Annotated in this window: 18 protein-coding genes and 2 tRNA genes; 14 read left to right on the top strand and 6 right to left on the bottom strand. The window is 58.3% G+C overall.

Features of this window, described 5'->3' with window-relative positions:
• Positions 1 to 145: 145 nt before the first annotated feature.
• On the bottom strand, positions 146 to 1,126 hold the full coding sequence (locus HMPREF3044_RS04590) for a ribose-phosphate diphosphokinase (protein ID WP_005391835.1): 981 nt from the start codon (positions 1,124 to 1,126) through the stop codon (positions 146 to 148).
• Positions 1,127 to 1,149: 23 nt separating this feature from the next.
• Positions 1,150 to 2,514 carry a bifunctional UDP-N-acetylglucosamine diphosphorylase/glucosamine-1-phosphate N-acetyltransferase GlmU gene (glmU, locus tag HMPREF3044_RS04595; RefSeq protein WP_236589329.1) on the bottom strand — a complete coding sequence of 455 codons (1,365 nt, stop codon included), beginning with the start codon at positions 2,512 to 2,514 and terminating at the stop codon, positions 1,150 to 1,152.
• A 445-nt stretch (positions 2,515 to 2,959) separates the two neighbouring features.
• Here glmU and HMPREF3044_RS04600 point away from each other — a divergent pair, with 445 nt between their 5' ends.
• Positions 2,960 to 4,369 (top strand): multicopper oxidase family protein, encoded by a 1,410-nt coding sequence (locus HMPREF3044_RS04600; protein ID WP_005391837.1) that lies wholly within the window; start codon positions 2,960 to 2,962, stop codon positions 4,367 to 4,369.
• Between the two features lie 176 nt (positions 4,370 to 4,545).
• Here the strand turns inward: HMPREF3044_RS04600 and HMPREF3044_RS04605 are convergent.
• Positions 4,546 to 4,616 (bottom strand) — tRNA-Gln (locus tag HMPREF3044_RS04605).
• Between the two features lie 97 nt (positions 4,617 to 4,713).
• Here HMPREF3044_RS04605 and HMPREF3044_RS04610 point away from each other — a divergent pair.
• The 3 genes from HMPREF3044_RS04610 to HMPREF3044_RS04620 all read left to right on the top strand — a co-directional run bounded on the left by HMPREF3044_RS04610 (position 4,714) and on the right by HMPREF3044_RS04620 (position 9,924).
• A complete protein-coding gene (locus HMPREF3044_RS04610; RefSeq protein WP_196793972.1) occupies positions 4,714 to 5,373 on the top strand; it encodes a TetR/AcrR family transcriptional regulator in 660 nt (219 codons plus the stop codon).
• Positions 5,374 to 5,439: 66 nt separating this feature from the next.
• Positions 5,440 to 9,096 carry a transcription-repair coupling factor gene (mfd, locus tag HMPREF3044_RS04615; RefSeq protein ID WP_070739623.1) on the top strand — a complete coding sequence of 1,219 codons (3,657 nt, stop codon included), beginning with the start codon at positions 5,440 to 5,442 and terminating at the stop codon, positions 9,094 to 9,096.
• Positions 9,097 to 9,117: 21 nt separating this feature from the next.
• Positions 9,118 to 9,924 (top strand): MazG nucleotide pyrophosphohydrolase domain-containing protein, encoded by an 807-nt coding sequence (locus tag HMPREF3044_RS04620; RefSeq protein ID WP_005391840.1) that lies wholly within the window; start codon positions 9,118 to 9,120, stop codon positions 9,922 to 9,924.
• Between the two features lie 486 nt (positions 9,925 to 10,410).
• Here the strand turns inward: HMPREF3044_RS04620 and HMPREF3044_RS04625 are convergent, their stop codons facing one another.
• The gene (locus HMPREF3044_RS04625; RefSeq protein WP_005391843.1) at positions 10,411 to 10,797 is read right to left on the bottom strand and encodes a hypothetical protein; all 387 of its coding nucleotides are present in this window, start codon (positions 10,795 to 10,797) and stop codon (positions 10,411 to 10,413) included.
• A gap of 163 nt (positions 10,798 to 10,960) precedes the next feature.
• Between HMPREF3044_RS04625 and HMPREF3044_RS04630 the strand changes: the two genes are divergently transcribed.
• From HMPREF3044_RS04630 to HMPREF3044_RS04660, 7 genes are all read left to right on the top strand, one after another.
• The gene (locus HMPREF3044_RS04630) at positions 10,961 to 11,776 is read left to right on the top strand and encodes a lytic transglycosylase domain-containing protein (protein ID WP_050762632.1); all 816 of its coding nucleotides are present in this window, start codon (positions 10,961 to 10,963) and stop codon (positions 11,774 to 11,776) included.
• 313 nt (positions 11,777 to 12,089) lie between these two features.
• Complete coding sequence (gene eno / locus HMPREF3044_RS04635; RefSeq protein WP_005391845.1) at positions 12,090 to 13,367, top strand: phosphopyruvate hydratase; 1,278 nt, start codon at positions 12,090 to 12,092, stop codon at positions 13,365 to 13,367.
• Positions 13,368 to 13,659: 292 nt separating this feature from the next.
• Entirely contained in the window at positions 13,660 to 14,067 is a 408-nt protein-coding gene (locus tag HMPREF3044_RS04640; protein ID WP_034989555.1) for a septum formation initiator family protein, read from the top strand.
• 5 nt (positions 14,068 to 14,072) lie between these two features.
• On the top strand, positions 14,073 to 14,633 hold the full coding sequence (locus HMPREF3044_RS04645) for a DUF501 domain-containing protein (RefSeq protein WP_005395851.1): 561 nt from the start codon (positions 14,073 to 14,075) through the stop codon (positions 14,631 to 14,633).
• A 7-nt stretch (positions 14,634 to 14,640) separates the two neighbouring features.
• Positions 14,641 to 15,597, top strand: a complete 957-nt coding sequence (locus HMPREF3044_RS04650) for a Ppx/GppA phosphatase family protein (protein WP_005395852.1) — start codon at positions 14,641 to 14,643, stop codon at positions 15,595 to 15,597.
• A gap of 108 nt (positions 15,598 to 15,705) precedes the next feature.
• Positions 15,706 to 15,779, top strand: a tRNA-Leu gene (locus HMPREF3044_RS04655).
• Between the two features lie 979 nt (positions 15,780 to 16,758).
• Positions 16,759 to 17,580, top strand: a complete 822-nt coding sequence (locus tag HMPREF3044_RS04660; RefSeq protein WP_210400524.1) for a Bax inhibitor-1/YccA family protein — start codon at positions 16,759 to 16,761, stop codon at positions 17,578 to 17,580.
• Between the two features lie 162 nt (positions 17,581 to 17,742).
• Here the strand turns inward: HMPREF3044_RS04660 and greA are convergent, their stop codons facing one another.
• Positions 17,743 to 18,285: a transcription elongation factor GreA gene (gene greA / locus HMPREF3044_RS04665; protein ID WP_005391854.1), complete on the bottom strand. Its 543-nt coding sequence runs from the start codon at positions 18,283 to 18,285 to the stop codon at positions 17,743 to 17,745.
• 160 nt (positions 18,286 to 18,445) lie between these two features.
• Entirely contained in the window at positions 18,446 to 18,922 is a 477-nt protein-coding gene (locus tag HMPREF3044_RS04670) for a DUF4307 domain-containing protein (protein ID WP_005391856.1), read from the bottom strand.
• Between the two features lie 327 nt (positions 18,923 to 19,249).
• Between HMPREF3044_RS04670 and mca the strand changes: the two genes are divergently transcribed.
• The 3 genes from mca to HMPREF3044_RS04685 all read left to right on the top strand — a co-directional run bounded on the left by mca (position 19,250) and on the right by HMPREF3044_RS04685 (position 21,350).
• Positions 19,250 to 20,113, top strand: a complete 864-nt coding sequence (mca, locus tag HMPREF3044_RS04675) for a mycothiol conjugate amidase Mca (protein WP_040429071.1) — start codon at positions 19,250 to 19,252, stop codon at positions 20,111 to 20,113.
• A 93-nt stretch (positions 20,114 to 20,206) separates the two neighbouring features.
• A complete protein-coding gene (locus HMPREF3044_RS04680) occupies positions 20,207 to 20,524 on the top strand; it encodes a hypothetical protein (RefSeq protein ID WP_005391860.1) in 318 nt (105 codons plus the stop codon).
• A gap of 55 nt (positions 20,525 to 20,579) precedes the next feature.
• On the top strand, positions 20,580 to 21,350 hold the full coding sequence (locus HMPREF3044_RS04685; RefSeq protein ID WP_005391862.1) for an isoprenyl transferase: 771 nt from the start codon (positions 20,580 to 20,582) through the stop codon (positions 21,348 to 21,350).
• Positions 21,351 to 21,415 lie beyond the last annotated feature (65 nt).

Consider the following 21,415-nt stretch of genomic DNA (forward strand, 5'->3'; position numbering starts at 1 on the left):
AACCTGTTTCGGAAACCTGTTTCAGAAACCTGATTCGGAAACGTCATTGTGGTGGTGGCAGGGGAGAAGAAAACCTTAGTGGTTGCCCGGTGGAAAAAGAAAGGGCCTTGCGGGAAACCCGCAAAGCCCTACAGGCAAGCCTAGGTTAGGCCTGGCCTTCAAACAGCGTGGTGACGGAGCCATTTTCGAAGATCTCGTGGATGGTCCGTGCCAACAACGGGGCGATCGGGAGAACCGTCAGGTTGTCCCACCCCTCCGTGTTTTGCGGCAGGGTATCCGTTGTGATGATCTCGCGGGCGCCACACGCGTTGAGGCGCTCGCGGGCGGGGCCGGAGAACACACCGTGGGTGCACGCAATGATGACATCCTTGGCACCGGCTTCCTTGAGCACACCAACAGCGCCGGCGATGGTGCCACCGGTGTCAATCATGTCGTCGAGAAGCACACAAGTGTGACCTGCAACGTCACCAACAACGCGGTTAGCAACGACCTGGTTAGCGACATCGACTGAGCGGGTCTTGTGAACGAAAGCGAGGGGGAGATCGCCGAGGGTGTTAGCCCACTTTTCGGCGGTCTTCACACGGCCAGCATCAGGGGACACGACGATGGTGTCGGCCATGTCATAGTTCTTCTTGATGTAATCCGTGAGGATCGGCATGGCGTGCATGTGATCCACAGGGCCGTCGAAGAAGCCCTGAATCTGGTCGGTGTGGAGGTCGACCGCGACGATGCGATCGGCGCCTGCAACCTTGAGGAGGTCAGCGATGAGGCGGGCAGAAATGGGTTCGCGGCCGCGGTGCTTCTTGTCCTGGCGGGCGTAGGGGTAGAACGGAACGATCGCGGTGATGCGCTTCGCAGAACCTCGCTTGAGGGCATCGATCATGATGAGCTGCTCCATGACATTCTTGTTCATGGGCTGCGTGTGCGACTGGATCACGAACGCGTCAGAGCCGCGGACGGATTCTTCGAAGCGGATGAAAATTTCGCCGTTGGCAAAGTCGCGGGCGGTCGTTGGCGTGAGCTCAATCCCGAGCTCCTTGGCTACTGCCTCGCCGAGTGCGGGGTTGCCGCGGCCCGAAAAGAGCATGAGGGCCTTTTTGTTTTCTCTCCAGCTGGAACCGGACATGGTTGTGGGGGTTGCCTTCCTCGTTAGTTCTCTGCTTTGCGTGCGTTGGCACGTGCGGCAGCTTCGGCGGCTGGGGTGCCGGGTCGTTTGGCCTGCACCCAACCTTCGATATTGCGTTGTTTGCCACCGGAGACCACGAGGGCCCCTGCTGGCACGTCTTCCTTGATCACTGTACCCGCACCGGAATATGCTCCATCACCGACGTTGACCGGTGCGACGAACATGGTGTCGGAGCCGGTGCGGACGTGGTCACCAACGGTGGTGTGGTGCTTGTTGACGCCGTCGTAGTTCACGAAGACGCTGGAGGCGCCGATGTTGGAGAACTTGCCGACGGTTGCGTCGCCGATGTAGGTCAGATGTGGCACCTTGGAGCCCTCCCCGATGGTGGCCTTCTTCGCCTCAGTGAACCCGCCGAGCTTGGCATCCTTGCCAAGGTCAGTGCCAGGTCGGATGTAGGTGAACGGCCCCACGGTGGCACCGGGGCCGATGTGGGAGTCGAACCCGTGGGTCCGTACAACGGAGGCGCCCTCGTCGATAGTCATGTTTGTGAGGGTGGTATCAGGGCCGATCTCACAGTTGTCTGCGATACTCGTTGTGCCGCGCAGCTGGGTTCCCGGGTAGATGGTGACATCCTTGCCAATGGTGACATCGGCATCAATGAAGGTAGTGTCTGGGTCGATGAGGGTGGCTCCGTCGCACATGGCCTGTTCGCAGCGCCTGCGGTTAAATTCCTTGTTCATCGCGGCCAGCTGCACGCGGTCGTTAACACCGGCGACGAGGAGCTCGTCGTCGAGACGGAAGGCGTGCGCGTCCGCGGTCTGCTCAACAACATCGGTGAGGTACAGCTCTCCTTGCGCGTTGTTAGTGTCTAGCTTTTCGACGGCATCCCTCAGCAACGCGGCATCGAACGCGTACACGCCGGAGTTCACCTCGTTGATCTGGCGTTCACTGTCAGTGGCATCTTTTTCCTCAACGATGCGGTCGACGCTGCCGTCGGCAAGCCGGATGATGCGACCGTATCCGTGCGGATCGGGGGCGGTCGTAGTGACGACCGTTGCGCCGGAGGCGTGCACCTCGTCTAGAGCAGTAAGCGTGTCGGTGTCAAGCAGCGGAACATCCGAGGTGGTGACGATGACGGTGCCGGAGAAGTCATCGGGAATCGCGGTCAGCCCGATGCGGACGGCATCGCCCGTGCCGTTTTGTTCCTCCTGCACGACCGTCGTTGTGGGAATACCGATGGCTTCGATGGCCGCCTCAACCTGATCCCTTCCGTGCCCGATGACAGTAACAAGGTGGGTGGGGTGTAGTCCGTTGGCGGCGTGGAGGGCATGCGACAGCATGCTGCGCCCGCCGACCTCGTGCAGCATTTTGGGACGTGCGGACTTCATACGAGTGCCCTGTCCTGCGGCCAGGATGATTACGGCGGTCTGTGTCACGGTGCGCCTTTCATTCACGTGTGTAACAAAATCCACCCCATTGTACGACCTGACTACAGAGGGCACGGAATAGTCCTACATTTGGAGGAACCCAGTCTTCATCGCCATGGTGGTGCCTTCACCACCATGGCGGTACCCCTAATGTGAAAGAAAAGGTTTAGACTGTGTAGTAGTTATGGCACGAAGATTTAAAAACCCCAGGTATACGGGTGATCGACGCGGCGGTGCGGGTGTAAGCTCGGCCGCCGGTAAAACTATGGTCTCTCGTCGATCGGTGCTGAAAACTCTCAGTGCGATCCCTCTGGTTGGTTTAGTGGGGGCGGGGTGTACCCCCACTGTGCGTGGTTACGGTGGTGAGCCGCGCCCGTTGCCCATCCCCCCATTGGCGCAAACAGAAATGCGTGATGGTGTGGAATGGTCGGCCATCGAGGCGCAAGCCGGAATGACAAATATTCTCCCGGATGTTCAGACTCCTACGTGGGGTTTCAACGGGACATTCTTGGGACCTACGCTCAGGTTCACCCGCGGACACAAGATCGGTGTGCAGGTCACCAACTCCTTGGACGAGATGACCACGGTCCACTGGCACGGCATGATCGTGCCCGGCGAGTGCGACGGTGGACCGCACTTGCCCATCGAGCCGGGGGAAACGTGGGAACCCTCGTGGGAAATTGAAAACCATGCGAGCACCTTGTGGTACCACCCGCACCCGCACGGTGTGACGGGGTTGCATGCGTATAGGGGGTTGGCGGGGATGATCATCATCGACGATGACAACCCCGCAGCGGAAAAGTTGCCGCATGACTACGGGGTGGATGACATCCCGTTGGTGTTAACAGATATTCGTTTTAACGAAGATGGCACCCGCGACGAGACCGATTTGCCGGACTTGGGCCTTCTAGGGGATGTGCCCCTGGTGAACGGTATTACCAACGCGCACTTTGACGCGCCTCGTCGTCGCGTTCGCTTCCGCATCCTTGACGGTTCGACGATGCGCATGTTTAACCTGGAACTGTCCGGGAAGAAGCAGTTCACTGTCATTGCTTCAGAGGGTGGGTACCTCAATAACCCCCTGCCGGTTGAGCGGATTCCCATGAGCCCCGGCGAGCGCGTGGAAGTTGTTGTTGATCTTGAGCCGGGGGAGAAGGTGACGCTGAAGGCGACCCCGTTCCCGGATAAGTTGGATGTGCCGGATGATGAGGGGACCCCGGACTTCGGTCTGAAGGATGCTTTCACTCTCTTGACAATTACGGGCCCGGCTGAGGATGCGCCTGTCCCCGGTGACCTGCCACGGGACATGAATCCCAGCGCAGAGGAGATACCTGACTTGTCGGGTGCGCCGACTCGTGAGTTCGGGTTGAAGGGGTTCCGCATCAACGATGAGGTCATGGATATGCAACGGGTGGATTTCACCGTTGACCATGACCACTGGGAGGTGTGGACGTTCTCAAACTATGACACGGACTGGCTTCACAACATGCACGTGCACGATACGCAGTTCCGTATTCTCTCGTTGAAGAATACGAAGTCGCTTGTTATGACACGTGGGTGGAAAGACACTATTCTCTTGCCGCCGAATGCGTATGCCAAGGTCGCCGTTCGTTTTACGAATAAATACACCTCAACGCGGTGGCCCTACATGTACCACTGCCACATGCTGTATCACGAGGACATGGGCATGATGGGGCAGTTCTTGGTGACTAAGCCGGGCGAACTCCCGGATTCAGTTATGGGTAACGGCGATCAGGGCAACTCCAAGGACGCAGCCCGCACGGGTCAGTCTGACTACGCGCGCCATAGGCATTAGTCGGTAGGCATTAATCGGTTTTTATTAGGCGGTTTTGCTGGTTCGCGCGCCAGCGCACGCGCCTGCGCAGTGCGCGCGTAACCCGGTGTCGGGGCGACTTTTCCTACCTAAGCCCCCTCGATTTCTAGTGATCGTGAAAAACGGCCCCGCTCTGTGTGAGCGGGGCCGGATACTTGCTTCCCCGCCAGGACTCGAACCTAGAATGTCGGTACCAAAAACCGAAGTGTTGCCATTACACCACGGGGAACTACAGCGTCTTTACACATTACAACATGACAACCGTGGAATGCACATCGCCCGTTGGGAGGGCAACGGGGGCGAATGGAACGGCTATGATTTATTGCATGGCACGAAAGAGGATGACAGGTGAGCAACGGCGCGAGCAGCTTCTGCGCATTGGGCTGTCGTTGTTTTCTGAGCGGGGGCTCGACGGGACATCGATGGAAGAAATCTCCTCCCGGGCCGGTGTAAGCAAGCCTGTGGTCTACGAACACTTCGGGTCAAAGGAGAAGCTCTACGCCGAGGTAGTCAAGCGCGAAGTGACACGCCTCAAAGAGCTGACTGAAGAGGCCATGGTCGAGGGCAGTTCACGGTACCGCATCGAAAAGGTGACCCTGACTCTGCTGACCTACGTGGAAGAACACCCAGATGGGTTCCGCATCCTTGTACGCGACGTTCCGTTGGAGGAAGAGAAGAGTTTTTCCACCCTGTTGGGGGAGGTCACCAACCGTGCGTCGGCCTACCTAGCAGAGTCCTTTAAACGGACGAACTTGGATCCCTCTTTTGCCGCCCTTTACGCGCAGGCACTGGTAGGCATGATTTCGGGGACGGCCCAGTGGTGGCTGGACGTGCGGGAGCCAGCGAAGGAAGTGGTGGCCGCCCACATCGTCAACCTGTGCTGGAACGGGCTGAAAGACATGGAGGCTGCTCCGTCGCTGAAATTATTGGCCTCGGACACCAAGAGCGGGGAAGGCCACATCTCCGCGCCGGATACTGCCGTATAGTGCATAGTCGGTGCATCCGCGCGTATAGTGGCGTGGTTTCCAAATAAGAGAAGGGGAGATGTAGCTGTGCCGACGCTGAGCGGTGTGTTGTCCGTTGCACGCAAAGATCGGGCGATCGCGGGGGCGGTGAAAAACCTCGGGGAGGAAACTCTCCACATCACCGCGCCTGATGAGGTGCGCCCGTGGCTTGTTGGTGCGCTGTCGGCGCATGTGCCGTTGCTTGTTGTGACGGCCAGTGGCCGGGAGGCAGAAGACCTCACTGCGGAGCTTACAGCCATGATGGGAGACAAGGTCATGTACTACCCGTCATGGGAGACGCTGCCACACGAGCGCTTGAGCCCCGGTGTGGATATCATCGGCCAGCAGGCGAAAGTGCTTCACCACCTGGATTCCCTAGACGTGGTAGTTACCGCCGCACGAGGACTCGCCCAACCCCTGGTAAACGAGGTGACGGGTCGGGATCCGGTGACAGTTACAGTGGGGGAGGACTACCCCTTTGAGGAGCTAATCGATTCCCTTGTCTTTCGCTCCTACTCCCGCGTCGACCTTGTTGCTGCTCGCGGTGAGTTCGCCGTGCGTGGCGGCATCATCGACATTTTCCCTACAACCGCCAATAACCCAGTGCGCGTGGAATTTTGGGGCGATGAGGTAACCGAGATCACCACCTTTGCGGTGGCTGATCAGCGCACCTATTCGGATGGCCAACTGAAAAAAGTCGAGCTCTACCCGGCGCGCGCGTTGCCGATCACGGATGAAATCAAAAAGAGAGCGGAAGCGCTCGCGCGAACCTACGGCGGCAACCAGGCGCTTGCACAGATCGTCGGCAAGGTTGCCGAGGGCATATCGGCGGACGGGATGGAGACCCTCATCCCGGTGCTGACGGATTCACCGCTCGTAACAATCGTCGACAAACTGCCGGAAGGCGCGCACGTCCTGCTTGTAGATCCAGAGCGGATCCGGACCCGCGTGGGCGACCTGAAAGCAACAGACACCGAATTCCTCGAAGCGGGGTGGGAATTGGCGGCGATGGGAGGCGACGGCCCCGTCGACCACAAGGATCTTGACCTCGAGCCCTCGAGTTACCGCTCCCTCGAATCCCTTGAGGTAACCGCGCGTGAGCACGAAATCCCGCTGTGGACGTTGACCCCACCGGGGATGATGGCCAGCGACGATGCGGAGACTCTTCCCCTCAGCTTCGGAGACCTCGTACGGCCACGCGGAGATGAAAAGAAGATCTCCCAGCTCATGGAGCAGCTTCTCGCACACACCTTAGCCGGAGGCGCTGCGGTTTACATCTCCCCACAGAAAGCCAACTGTGCCCGGTTTGGAGACAAGCTCCACGAGCGAGGCATCGCGCATGTCCAGGGCACAGAGGGCATGAAGCCGAAGGCCGGAGCGGTCACCATTTACCAGGCTTTTTCCCACAACGGTGTAGTGTTCGTCCCACAGGATAGCGAGACACCGCTGGTTGTGGTGACGGAGACGGACGTGACCGGTAACCGTGTCGGCGACATCGCCGGGGCGAAGCGTCGCAAAGCCAAAAAGCGCAACCGTGTGGACCCACTGGCGCTGACCGCTGGCGACTATGTCGTGCATGAAACGCACGGCATTGGCCGGTTTGTGAAGATGACCGAACGTGAGGTGCGCACCGGCGACGACACCTCCCGCCGCGAGTACATCGTGCTCGAGTACGCACCCAGCAGGCGCGGTGGCCCTCCCGATCAGCTGTACGTCCCCATGGACTCCCTCGACCTGCTCAGCAAGTACGTGGGCGGGGAGAAGCCGACGGTGTCCAAGATGGGGGGCGCCGATTGGAAGAAGACGAAGAAGAAAGCCCGCAGTGCGGTCAAGGAGATCGCAGCGGAGCTCGTCGATCTGTACGCCAAACGTCGCGCCGCGCCGGGGCATGCGTTCGCGCCTGATTCCCCGTGGCAGGCGGAGATGGAGGATAACTTCCCCTACGTCGAAACCGAGGACCAGATGCTCGCCATCGACGCAGTGAAGCACGACATGGAGCAGCCGGTGCCCATGGACCGCGTGATCATCGGTGATGTGGGATACGGCAAAACGGAAGTTGCTGTCCGTGCGGCGTTCAAGGCGGTTCAGGACGGCAAGCAGGTCGCGGTTCTTGTGCCCACGACGCTTCTCGCGCAGCAGCACGAGGCGACGTTCAGGGAGCGGATGGATGGCTTTGGCATCACCATCCGCCAGTTGTCGCGCTTCACCCCCGACAAGCAGGCCCGCGAGATTATCAAGGGGCTTGTCGACGGCTCGGTGGACATCGTCATCGGTACCCACCGTTTGCTGCAGACTGGTGTGCAGTGGAAAGATCTCGGTCTCGTCATCGTCGACGAGGAGCAGCGCTTTGGCGTCGAGCACAAGGAGCACATCAAAGCCCTGCGCGCACACGTCGACGTGCTCACCATGTCCGCCACGCCGATTCCCCGCACGCTGGAAATGAGCATGTCCGGGATCCGTGAGATGACGACGATCCTCACCCCGCCGCAAGATCGCCGCCCGGTGCTTACCTACGTCGGAGCGCAGGAAGACAAGCAGGTGGCGGCGGCGATTCGGCGTGAGCTGCTGCGCGACGGCCAGGTCTTTTATGTGCATAACCGCGTCAAGTCCATTGAGGAGCGTGCCCGCCAGCTGCGCGAGCTCGTTCCTGAGGCGCGCATCGTCGTTGCCCATGGGCAAATGAGCGAGGAGCAGCTGGAAAAAACGGTACAGGGCTTCTGGGACCGCGAATTCGACGTGCTCGTGTGCACGACGATCGTGGAGACCGGATTGGACATCGCCAACGCCAACACGCTCATCGTTGAAAATGCGCACCACATGGGACTGTCGCAGCTGCACCAGCTGCGCGGTCGTGTCGGTCGCTCCCGTGAGCGTGCCTACGCATATTTCCTCTACCCCAAGGGGCAGGTCTTGACGGAGACCTCGTACGAGCGGTTGACTACCATCGCCCAGAACAACGATATGGGTGCCGGCATGGCCGTGGCCATGAAAGATCTTGAGATGCGAGGCGCCGGCAATGTCCTCGGTGCGGAGCAATCCGGCCATATCGCCGGAGTAGGTTTCGACCTCTACGTTCGCCTCGTGGAGGAAGCCGTGGAGGCGTTCCGTGCGCTCGCCGATGGCAAGCCTCTCGACGCGACCGACCAGCAGTCTGCTGAGATCCGCGTGGACCTCCCGGTGGATTCCCATATCCCCGACGACTACATCGCCTCGGAACGTCTGCGTCTGGAAATCTACCGCAAGCTTGCGGCGAGCCGCACGGAGGAGGACCTCCGTGGCGTGATGGAGGAAATGTCCGACCGCTACGGTCCGCTTCCCGAACCTGTTCTCAGGCTGCTCAGCGTCACTCGCCTGCGCCACCTGGCGCGCCGCGCGGGGATTGTGGATATCGCCCTGCAGGGCACCCGCGTGAAGCTGCATCCGCTGGAGCTTCCGGATTCCAAGCAGGTGCGCCTCAAGCGCCTGTACCCAGGATCCTCCTACCGGCCAGCAGCTAAGGCAGTGCAGGTGAAAGTGCCAAAGTCTGGTGCAGGACGGGTGAATGACAAGGAGCTGCGCGACACGGAACTGGTCCAGTGGGTGGCTGATGTCATTGCCGCGCTATGCGATGAAGAAGAGATCGATGTGACAGGCGCCCATAGCGGAAAAGATAACAAAAAGAAAAAGGTTATTTCCGTCGGCGGTGGACGTAGTAGCAAAAAGTAGCGGGTGGTTTAAACTAGTCCCATGGCTGTGCTTCTGCTTGATCCCCGGTTCCCCGATGTTATGCCGTTCTCCGTGGCCAAGATGGAGGGGACAAAAGTGGCATACACTGCGGAGGTCCCCATCAGTGTGCGCTGGGCGCTGTGCGATACGTTCCCCACAGCACGTGATGAGGAAGCGGAGCTTCTCATCACCACTGATCTTTCCGTTGAGCAGGTGCGAAAGTGGCTTGCTGCAGGGCATGAGCTGTTCCAAGTTCCCACCGCGAAGTTCAAGTACCCCGAGGTGACTGATGCTGCTGAGGTCATGGCCCAGGCCCGCAAAAGAGGGGAGTGGGAGGCTGGACAGACGCACACGTCTCTCTTGCCCTACCTGAAAGAGGAGACGGAGGAGTTCATTGAGGCGGTCGAGTCCGGGGCGAGCGACGAGGAGATCAAAAAGGAGCTGTCGGATATCTTCCTGCAGGTTCTTTTCCATGCTCAGATCGCCAGTGAGCGTGGCGCTTTCGACCTCGGGGACGTGGCCCACGCGTTCACCGAAAAGATGCACTCCCGTGCACCCTATCTTTTCGACGGTTCAACCGGTCGCGTAACCACTGAGTTCCAGGACAAGCTGTGGCAGGACGGCAAAAAGCAGGAACAAAGACAAGAGCAGGAACCAGACCAGGATCCCGAGGTTCCATCTGCGGAAACCGTCGGAAAAACAACGGCGACATCTACGTCCACATCGACATCGTCGAAGTTTGTTAGCGGGAACCGTACAGCTTCGGACACCGCAGAAAAGAAAAGCGCAGATGCCACTGCGCGGGCTTCGGAGAAGGATGCCGAATAAATAAGAAGTCGGCCTGTTAAGCAGCCGAGTAAGTAAGAGTGAGTAAGAAGCCGAGTAAGTAAGTCACGCACGTCACTTTTCCACCAGTAGGACACCGCAAAACACGCCACGGGGAAATCCGGTGGGACACCCGAAGAGCGGGTGAAGGGAAATGATAAGAGAATCGCAGGCGAGCGTGATGACGTTTTGCCGTGCGCCAGCCCGCTACCCCGGTTAGCAGGACCGAGCCCACCCCGCCGAGTAAGGAAGACATCCGCTGCGAGCGGAATCATTCTTTCCCCATTGGGACATCGGGATCACGGAGGCAGAAACCAGGTTACCCACGAAGACTGCATCACCCTCATGTAAGCGAAAGCATGGCATGCAAGCGAAAGCATGACATGCGAACGAAAGCATCACACGCATGTGAAAGCATCACATGCGTGTGAATGAGACACAGGGTTTAACCTGCCGACTCGGGGTAGCCCGGTTGGGCGGGTTTCTCTACTAGGAGCTGAGAGAGGTCACCATCGGAAGGTACTGCGCGAGCTGGCTCGAGCCGATGGACTGGAGAAAGCTCTCCACCGGATCCGGCTTCACAATGCCACACTCCTGAGCCTTACCACTGATATCAGTGGTGGTCTTTGCTTGGAGAAGCTTCAGGCCATCGACATTTTTGAGAATCCCCTGGGTAAGGAGATTTGATTTCGCATCGAGCTGACCTTGCAAATCGGCGCGCGTGGTCTGGGGGTTGATGGAGACGATGAGTGGAAGGCCGGCGCGCAGAGCGTCGCACTCCTGTGGCGTGACCTCGGCACTTGCGGCAGGTGCGGAGACGATTCCCGCAGTACATGCAGCCGCCGCAGTGAGCAGCGTAGCAATTGTCTTTTTCATGGTGAGCCCTTTCGTAAAACGAGGGTATATAGGACAGCTTTCATGTTACTACTGGTACTGAAGTGACGCATGGGATTTCTAAGATGGGAATTACCTGACAGTGTTGTCTATGTTGAGTGGGGAGGAACAGCACCTGGAGCGGGCACATGTAAAATTTCGGGCTATGGCGAAAAGCGTGAGGACAGTGACAGGATGCGGGTGTGGACTCGCGGTGGCGCTCATCGCTGTGATCATCGGGGTGGGGCTTTTGGTGCAGCTCATGGGGGTGCCCGTGCCGTTGCAACCTCGCCTCCCTATTCCCGATGATGTGCCACCTGCCGCTGCAGAACCGGCGCCGAAGATCGACACAAACGCGCCGGGTCGGACCTCAGATAAGTTGGGTTTCTGGGCAGATCCGCTGGCCAAGGACCTTGGCTTCTCCTCGGCCGCGCTCCGCGCATACGGGAATGCCGAGATTATCGCCAACGAATCGTATCCAGACTGCCATCTTTCTTGGAACACTCTCGCCGGAATCGGTTTTGTGGAAACCCGTCACGGAACCTACACCGGCCGTATCTTCGACGGCGCAGCAATCGACGAGAACGGATTCGTCCAACCGGCCATTTTTGGTCCTCAGTTGGACGGTAATTCTGGCTTTGCCTTGGTAAAAGACACGGACAATGGAGAAATGGATGGCGATGCCGAGCTCGATCGCGCTGTGGGACCCTTACAGTTTATCCCTGAAACGTGGCGGCGCTTTTCCCGCGATGCCGATGGTGATGGTGTCCCCAATCCACAGCAGATAGACGATGCGGCGCTGACAACCGCCGTCATGCTTTGCGCAAATGGCGGCGATCTCTCCACGCCGGAAGGGTGGACGAAGGCCGTCCGATCCTACAACCAGTCCACTGAATATGTGATGAGTGTCCGCGACGCGGCTGCGTCCTACGCTTTGGGGCAACCGGCGTACAAGACAGGATCGATTTCTCACATTTTTTAGGTGTGTGGGAGGAATTTTCCCCGTCGCCACGTCCGATTGGGTCTGCCGTCAGGCTTTTGTGACCTCGGTAAACATCGAGTTTACCGCCCGAATGTGAGCAATCCCACGAAAAAATGTTTGTTTATGTCCGTTCTGGCTGAAAATGTCAGGTAGGATAGGGGACGGATTGCGCATCCAGATCGAAATGTCTCCGCGCTACCAGCGTGGAAGTGCATTTTGGGATACGGTACAAAGCAAGACCCGCACTTTCCGCCACAGTGTTAAAAGGCAGGAAGTGTCGACGAAACGAATTCAAGGCTAGGAGGCCTGTCAGATGACTTACATTGAGGATCTCACCGCTCGTGAAATTCTGGATTCCCGTGGTAACCCGACCGTCGAGGTAGATGTTGTCCTCGCCGATGGCGCCTTTGGTCGCGCTGCCGTTCCGTCCGGCGCATCCACCGGTGTTCACGAGGCTCACGAGCTTCGCGACGGTGGCGACCGCTACCAGGGCAAGGGCGTAGAGAAGGCTGTCGCTAACGTTGACGACAAGATCGCCGATGCCATCGTCGGCATCGATGCCACCGATCAGCGCCTCGTCGACAATGCCATGATCGAGCTCGACGGTTCCGAGAACAAGTCCAACCTCGGTGCCAACGCCATCCTCGGTGTGTCCATGGCCGTTGCTCGCGCTGCTGCCCAGTCCGCAGACCTGCCCCTGTACCGCTACATCGGTGGCCCGACCGCAAACATCCTGCCTGTTCCGATGATGAACATCCTTAACGGTGGCGCACACGCCGATTCTGGCGTGGACGTCCAGGAGTTCATGATCGCCCCGATCGGCTTCGACTCCTTCCGTGAGGCACTGCGCGCCGGCGCCGAGGTGTACCACACCCTCAAGTCCGTCATTAAGGAGAAGGGCCTGTCCACCGGCCTCGGCGACGAGGGTGGCTTCGCTCCCTCCGTTGACTCCACCAAGGCTGCACTTGACCTCATCGTTGAGGCCATCAAGAAGGCCGGCTTCGAGCCTGGCAAGGATATCGCCCTGGCTCTCGACGTTGCATCTTCCGAGTTCTACAAGGACGGCAAGTACCACTTCGAGGGTGGCGAGCACACTGCCGAGGAGATGGCCAAGGTCTACGAGGACCTCATCGCTAACTACCCGATCGTGTCCATCGAGGATCCGCTGCAGGAGGATGACTGGGAGGGGTACACCACCCTGACCGCCACCATCGGCGACAAGGTTCAGATCGTCGGCGACGACTTCTTCGTCACCAACCCGGCTCGCCTCAAGGAGGGTATCGAGAAGAAAGCAGCGAACGCTCTGCTCGTGAAGGTGAACCAGATCGGTTCCCTCACCGAGACTTTCGATGCCGTTGAGATGGCTCACCGCGCTGGCTACCACACCATGATGAGCCACCGTTCCGGTGAGACCGAGGACACCACCATTGCCGATCTCGCTGTGGCCCTCGGCTGTGGCCAGATCAAGACCGGTGCTCCGGCTCGTTCCGAGCGCGTCGCCAAGTACAACCGCCTTCTCCGCATTGAGGAGGAGCTGGGCTCTGCAGCGCACTACGCCGGTGCAGAGGCATTCCCGCGCCACAACAAGTAAGGCAGGGATTCATACGCCCGCCTAAGGCTTTTTAGAACGACCGCGCCCCTTTCCTGGGGCGCGGTTTTTCTCATCCACGGGGCATCCCCGAAACGACGCTGCGGGCTATTATGGTGGAGTTGTAGTTGTTGTTCCCACCCTGAGGATAGATTTGTCGATGAAACCTTCACGCTCTGTTCCCGTCACTCGCCGAATGGTCGATGAAACGCGCCAAACGGCGGGACGTGCGAGAACAGCGGGCACGAGAGGCGGGGGGAGTGCCTTTGGAGGTGTCCGACGCCGTGGCGCGGGAGTGGAGCTTACGCCCGGTCACTGGGTGGTTGTCATCCTCACAGTGATTATCGTTCTCGTGGCTATAGCTATCCCGTTGAAGAACTACTTCCAGCAACGGGGGGAAATTGCTCGACTTGAAACATCCATCGCGGCGAAGGAACAACGCCAGAAGGACATCGCCGCCGAAATCGATAAATTCTCCAATGACGCGTACAAGGATGAGCTCGCCCGTAACCGCTTTGGCACGACGAAGCCGGGGGAACTTGCGTACCGCATCAATGACCCGCGTATGACGGACGACAACTCGCTCACCAGTGTCGCAGAGGACCTCATTGTTGAGTACCCCTGGTACGAGGATCTGTGGCGCTCAGTGACGGTTCCACCTGACCCAGACCAGTTGGAGGAGCAGGAGGATGTGGCACAATAAGTGCCATGACATCTACCCCCCTTGCAGCCGACCTAGCACGTGTAACTGAGCAGCTGGGTCGCGAGCCTCGTGGTGTGGTGGCCATCGCCTACCGCACTCCGGATGGCGAGCCCGCCGTGATCACTACGTCCCCGAGGCTTCCCGACGGCACCCCGTTTCCCACTCTGTATTACCTCACGGATCCGCGCCTGACTGCGGAGGCTAGCAAGCTGGAAGTGGCTCACGTCATGCGTTGGATGACTGCTCGGCTAGGCGAGGACGAGGAACTTGCCGCCGATTACCGGGCGGCCCACAAGCACTACTTGGACACTCGCAACGCGATGGAGGATCTGGGGACGACCTTCTCCGGCGGAGGAATGCCGGACCGCGTCAAATGTCTGCACGTTCTCATCGCCTACGCGCTCGCTGAGGGGCCGAAACGAGTGCGGCTGGGGACAGAAGCCGTCGCGCTGGCTGCGTGGCACGATGAGTCGCTACGTGGTACGGCGATCCCCGAAGATTGGCCGACGGTAGAACAACTCGGCATCGACCCGACCCCGTTCGACTTCATCCACGCGGAGGCATAAAACAATCATGCAGCGTATTGCAGCGATTGACTGCGGGACCAACTCTTTGCGCCTCCTCGTTTCTGATGTGGGAAGCGAGGACATTCGGCAGGTTACCCGCACGATGGAGATCATTCGTTTGGGGGAAGGGGTCGATGAGACAGGGCACATCAGCCCGGCCGCCATTGAGCGTGCCCGCGTCGTCCTGGAAAAATACGTGGACCACATGGTTCGCGAGAATGTTCGCGCCGTGCGGATGGTTGCCACGTCCGCGTCTCGTGACGCAGAAAACCGCGATGAGTTCTTCGACATGACAGAGCGGGTTCTCTCCAAAGTCCAGCCCGGCGCGCGCGCCGAGGTCATCGATGGCACCGAGGAAGCAAAGTTGAGCTTCATCGGTGCCGTGAAGGACCTGCCTCCTACCAACGAGCCGATCCTCGTCATTGACCTTGGTGGTGGTTCGACGGAGTTTATTGTCGGCAAGCAAAACGGTGAGATCCTTGGCGCTTACTCCACGCGGATGGGGTGCGTCCGTTTGACGGAGCGTTTCCTTCACACGCAGCCGCCGACACCCGACGAGATTGCAGCCGCTCGTGCCTACGTACGTGAACAGCTCGCCGAGGTAGAAGCTACCGTCCCGGTCAACAAGGCCACGTCCTACGTGGGGTGTGCGGGCACGTTTACCACGCTTTCTGCCATCGCTCAGGGACTTGAGGAATATGACGAGCAGGCGATACACATGTCCACGATGCGCACGCAGGGGCTGAAAATGGTGACCCACGATTTGCTCGGTCAGACGGGTGCGCAGCGTGCGATGCTTCCGGTCATGCACCCGGGACGTGCCGATGTCATTGGCGGTGGTTCCATTGTGGTGGAGGAGATCGTAGACTTCATGCGTAGCCGTGCGGGTTTGGACACGATCACGATCTCTGAGCATGACATTCTCGACGGGATCATCGCTGGTTTGGCGCAAGAGGTGCGGTAGCTAGCGGTAGACGGACTGGAGATCGGGTTTGCGTGCATGGCGCAGACCCTAATTTCCTCTCCGGATATAGTGTCGATTATTCTTAAACGGTAGCCGCGTGAGTGGTGTCCCCCTGTAGCCCAATCGGCAGAGGCAGTCGACTTAAAATCGATTCAGTGTGAGTTCGAGTCTCACCAGGGGGACTTTTTGCGTTTTCATGTCGCTGGGGGCCGGTCGCAAAAAGAGTACTAATCTGAGGGAAATCAATTGTCCGCGCCGATAGATGCTCCTCGACGCTTCCCCTTGCTCGTGCTCGCCATCGAACGATCCAGCTGTTGGGGAAGCGGAAGGCTAAGGGTATTACCTCGAGAAGTTGGGCGCGGCCGAAAAGATGTACAAAATTACAAGTTTCAAACTTTCGAACATTACTTAATGTTTGCTTAATCCCGCAAATAGGGGTAATGCACGCTACGTTGTGCACGCTTGTCATGCGAACTGCTTTTACTGCAGGTTAAAAAGGTTGTAGTGCAACGCAGGGTGCTACTTAACACGGTAAGAATTTCTTACCTCAGAGACATCTCGACCCGCGTGATGGATCAGACGTGGGGTGAGGTGAGGTCATACTCCCCTAAAAGGGGTCTGTTGTGTCCGCTTCTGCGTGCGCTAGCTGGCTGGAGGGATAGCGTTTGCTTTCTTCATCTTTATAGAAGAACCGCACTGTAAAAGTTAGGGGCAGAGGAAAGCGCTGTCGGGGCCCTGTGCCAGGACTTGATTGCTGGGAAGCAACCGCTGGTGCGCTTTCCGTGCAGAAAAGATTGCCTGGGAATAGTTTCCTGTTCTTTTCTGCGCGGAAGGACGCACGAGAATTCATAGACTCACAGACTCACATCTTCTCGCACTGCTTTGCATCGCATGGCACCGCTACGAATCGCATCGTATGGCACCGCTTCGCAAGGCGCCGCATGGCACCGCGACACTCCGCCGCAGCGCACTGCCGTGACGCAGAAGGCTCGTTAGCCCATATCTTCGACAGGAGTAGGGAATGGTTTATAAAGTTTCGGCAACAAACTGTCGCAGATGGAACTATTTGGCGAGGTGTTGCGTTGGACAAAATGAGAGCCACACAAAGTGGCGCTACGATAAGTAGTAAACGTGACACGTCCAAAAGGAAGATTTAACACAGTGCAAAGTAACAACCCAGTTCTTACTTCCCTTGAACGCAGCGAGTCTAGGGGAGGCTACCGAGTCGGCTACGGCGAGCCAACCTCCCCGATGCAGACCTCACCCATGGGATACCAGGGAAGTCGCCCAATCACGGTTGACGATATCGTCTCGAAGACTGGTATCACCCTTGGCGTTATCGTCCTGTGCGCCGCTATCAACTTCGCGCTCGTGCCGATCCTCGGCACGGCAGGACCGACGATGCTCCTCACATTCGTGGGTGCCATCGGTGGCCTTGTCACTGTGCTCATCTCTACGTTCGGAAAAAAGTACGGCTCTGCGGCAGTGACCCTCGCATACGCAGTTTTTGAAGGGCTGTTCCTTGGTGGCTTCTCCGGCATGGTCGCGGGCTTTGATCTCGTCGGGAATGGGACAGATGCAGGCGTTCTCATCGGGCAGGCAATCCTTGGTACCTTCGGTGTCTTCGCGGGCATGCTGTACGTGTACAAGTCCGGTGCTGTGAAGGTGACCCCCAAGATGCGGCGCATTGTCACCGCGATGCTCTTCGGTGTCCTCGCACTTGTTCTGGGTAACCTGATTGGATCCATTTTCTTCGGTTTCAACCCACTGCGCGACGGTGGCATGATCGCCATTATCTTCTCCCTGGCCGTCATTGCACTTGGTGCGTTCACTCTGCTCATGGACTTTGATTCCGCTGACCAGATGGTTCGTGCGGGTGCCCCGGCAGAGTACGCCTGGGGAATCGCCCTCGGTTTGGCCGTATCCATCGTGTGGCTGTACACCGAGATCCTGCGCTTCCTCAGCTACTTCAACAGGAGCTAGCGCATAACGAATAGACGTGGCCGCCGAGCAGAACCTTCCGCCTCTGCTCGGCGGTTTCCTTATGCCCCAAGCTCAGCGCGCGTTGAATACTAACCGCAGGGGGAGACGTCGACAAGCATGAAAAAGCCCGCCGGATGGTGCCGGCGGGCGAGGAAAGGAAGCTTACTTTTCGTCGTCTTGCTTGCGCTGTGCGCGGAGAGCAGCAGCTTTTGCAGAATCGTAAGGCTCAGCGGAAACGAGGGTGACAGAGACAGTCACACCGTTGGGCGCGGTGTACTGGCGGGTTTCTCCCTCCGTAGCGCCGAGAACAGCGGCACCCAGCGGAGACAGCTCAGAGTAGGTCTCCAGATCTGGGTTATCCGACGCGGTAGCGCGGGTACCGATGAGGAAGGTCTCCTTGTCGTTTTCGTCATCGTTGTAGTAGACGTGGACGACGGAGCCGACCTGGGCTTCACCCTCCTTGAGAGCGGTGCGCTCGGTGGTGGAGTTCTTCAGCATCTCCTCGATCTCGCGGATGCGGGATTCCTCCTGCGCCTGCTGATCACGAGCAGCATCGTAACCGGCGTTCTCCTTGAGGTCGCCTTCCTCGCGGCGCTCGTTGATCTCCGCGGCGATGGCCGGACGGTTATCGATGAGGGCCTTGAGCTCACGCTCCAGAGCAGCCTTAGATTCCGGGGTGATGTAGGTCTTTTGTACCTCAGCCATTGATATCCTTCCGTGATCACTCCCGAGGTAACAGCCACGGGCTGGGTCGATACCTCAGTGATCGCATACGTAAAAATTAAGGTTTACAGTTTCGCGTCCGTGCGAGGGCAGTTCATGCCACAATTCGAGTGAATTCTACCACTGCCACTCAATAACCGGTTTACTGCTCGTGTGCCGATTCGTCCACCGGCACAGTGGAGAGCTCTTCTGGTTCCTCTGTGAGGTAAGACGGAAGCGTCGTTGAACAGCCGTAAATCTCGCCCATAACGGGCACACCCCGGCTCGGGATATCCACGGTGTGTCGCGTCTTCTTGTCCCCGCCCGCGGGAATGAGCACTTCTCGGCGCCCTAACTCTGCGTGGTTGTAGTCCCAGGACAACACGATGCAGTAGGAATCCAAATCTGGATTGTCGCGGATCGTATCGAACGTGAGCCGCAATGTGTTGTCCTGCAGCCTCGTGTACTCGACCTTTTCCGCGTTGACCTTGTCGCGTTCTTGGTATTGGCTGTACTGCCACACTACGTATGCGCCGGCGATAAGAAACAAAATCGCGCCTATAACGATGATTTTTCCCGCCAGGTTGTTGTCAGCGCGCTGACGGTTGTAGCGAGAATCCAGCCGGCTTTGCGTAGTCATATCATCAGAGTTTAGCTGGCTGTAGAATACGGGGGAAATCGGGAGGGGCTATAAACAATGGTGGTTGACTACTGCATTGTGCCTTTCCAGCGTGTTGTTGCTGCAGTGTGGTTGCGATGCTGCCACGGGATTGCTGGGATGCTGTCATGCGGGGATACTGCTACGGCGTTGCTATGGGCAGGGCATGCCGGGAAAGTCCACCAGCGGCTTTTGAGCCTGCGGTGGTGCGATGACTGCGTTCTGCCTTTCGTGTTTAACTGCGGAAAGGGGGAATGTAGGATATGCACCAACGTTGATGGAGATATGGAAAGAAGAGTGGATAGACAGATGAAGCGCTATTCAATAGTCGCCGTTCATGCTCACCCGGATGACGAGGCGAGTAAGGGTGCTGCCACAATGGCGAAATACGCCACCGAAGGCCATCACACGTGCATCGTTACCTGCACGGGTGGCGAACGCGGGGATATTCTCAACCCCCATTTCGACGCAGCTGCTGTTTCCGACGGAATGCTCGCAGTGAGAAAGCAAGAAATGGTCGGCTCTATCAAGGCACTCGGTGCCGATCACGTGTGGCTCGGCTACGTCGATTCCGGATTGCCTGAGGGTGATCCACTCCCACCGCTTCCCGAGGGCTGCTTTGCCCTGCAAGATCCAGAGGACGCTGCGGATAAGCTCATCGCAGTATTGCGCGAAAAGAAGGCAGACGTCATCGTCACCTATGACGAGAATGGTGGGTACCCACATCCGGATCACATTATGGTGCACACCATTACGATGATCGCTTGGGAAAGGATGGGTGACCCGGGATACAAGCCGGAACTCGGGGAGGCCCACGAGCCCAAGAAGCTGTACTACACGCACGGTTTCATCCGGCAACGCGTCGAGAAATTCCACGAGGAGTTCCTCGCTCAGGGAAAACCGAGCCCGTTAGCCGACTACGTGGAGAGGATGCGTAGCAGGAACTTCGATCTGATGCGACGCGTCACTACGCAGGTTCCTTGTGCGGATTACTTCGAGAACCGGGATCAAGCTCTGCTCTCCCACGCCACGCAGATCGACCCGGAGGGCACCTTTTTTGCGGTGCCCTTGGAGATGCAAAAGCGCTTGTGGCCGACGGAGGAATTTGAACTTGCGCAGACGCGAGTGAAGACCGACCTGCCGGAGGACGATCTTCTGGCAGGGTTGTCCTAACCCACAGCACCCCCGCGCCCCAGGAGCTACTACGATATACGTAAAGCTTGTGGCGCGCCGTGCGCATACATGGTCGTGGAAGGAAAAATAGAGATGGTCATCACTGGATTTCTCCCATTGGTTCGGGAAAACCTGATGGAGGCGACGCAGACTGTCATCGCCCAGTCAGGTGGTCCGTCACCGGAGAACGCTGATTCCAGCCAGGCATCGCCTATTGGTCTCCTAGTTGTGGCAGCCATGATGGTCGCCATCTTGTTTCTTGGATGGCGCCTTGCCCGTCGCATCGCTCGGCTAAACCGTCGGCGCGCATTCGCCGAGGAGCATGGAATCGACGTATTCGACGAGGAAACGTTGAACAAAGCGATGCGGGAGGCTGGCATGGACATTCCTGCTCGTCGGCCACTTATCTGAGCGAACACGGGGGACATCTAGCGCGCGGTGAAGTCGCACAGTTAAAATCGCTAGTGTGAACTTGCTCCCGACATTGCTGTACCCGCTGTATGAGAACCATTTGAGGCGTGTCATCAAAGACAGGCCTCAACCCCGGCACGTCGCAGTCATGTGCGACGGCAACCGGCGGTGGGCGCGAGAGGCTGGATTTGCCGATGTCTCGCATGGCCACCGTGTGGGGGCGAAGAAGATCGGGGAGCTCATCCGCTGGTGCGAAGACACCAAAGTGGAAATCGTCACCGTCTACCTTCTCAGCACAGAGAACCTCAAGCGCAGTTCCGAAGAAGTAGGGCTGCTCTTCGATATCATCGCAGATGTCGTGGACGAGCTTTCCGCAACCGACCTGAATTGCCGCATTCGGCTTGTGGGACATATGGATCTTTTGCCCGAGAAGATCTCGACGAGAATGGCACGTGGAGCAGCTAAAACGGCAGATCACACGGGAGTGGTCGTAAACATCGCTGTGGGATACGGTGGCCGACAAGAAATCGTTGACGCGGTTCAGGCGCTCGTCAACGAGGAAGCAGAAAAAGGTACTCCCGCTGACAAAATAGCCGATGCGGTGACGATTGAATCGCTATCCCGACACCTGTACACCCGGGATCAACCGGACCCCGACCTCGTGATTCGGACCTCTGGTGAGCAGCGTCTGTCTGGATTTCTTTTATGGCAGGCTGCCTATTCTGAAATTTGGTTTACGGACACGTACTGGCCTGCCTTCCGTCGCATTGATTTTCTTCGCGCGTTGCGTGACTTCTCTTCGCGTAGTCGCCGATTTGGAAAGTAGCGCTTTTTCATTACTCTCTGGGGAGGCTCTGCCATGGGCAGCCCCCAGACTTGTCAATGTTTTAA

The sequence above is a fragment of the Corynebacterium sp. HMSC073D01 genome (assembly GCF_001815555.1).
Lineage (GTDB): Bacteria > Actinomycetota > Actinomycetes > Mycobacteriales > Mycobacteriaceae > Corynebacterium > Corynebacterium glucuronolyticum.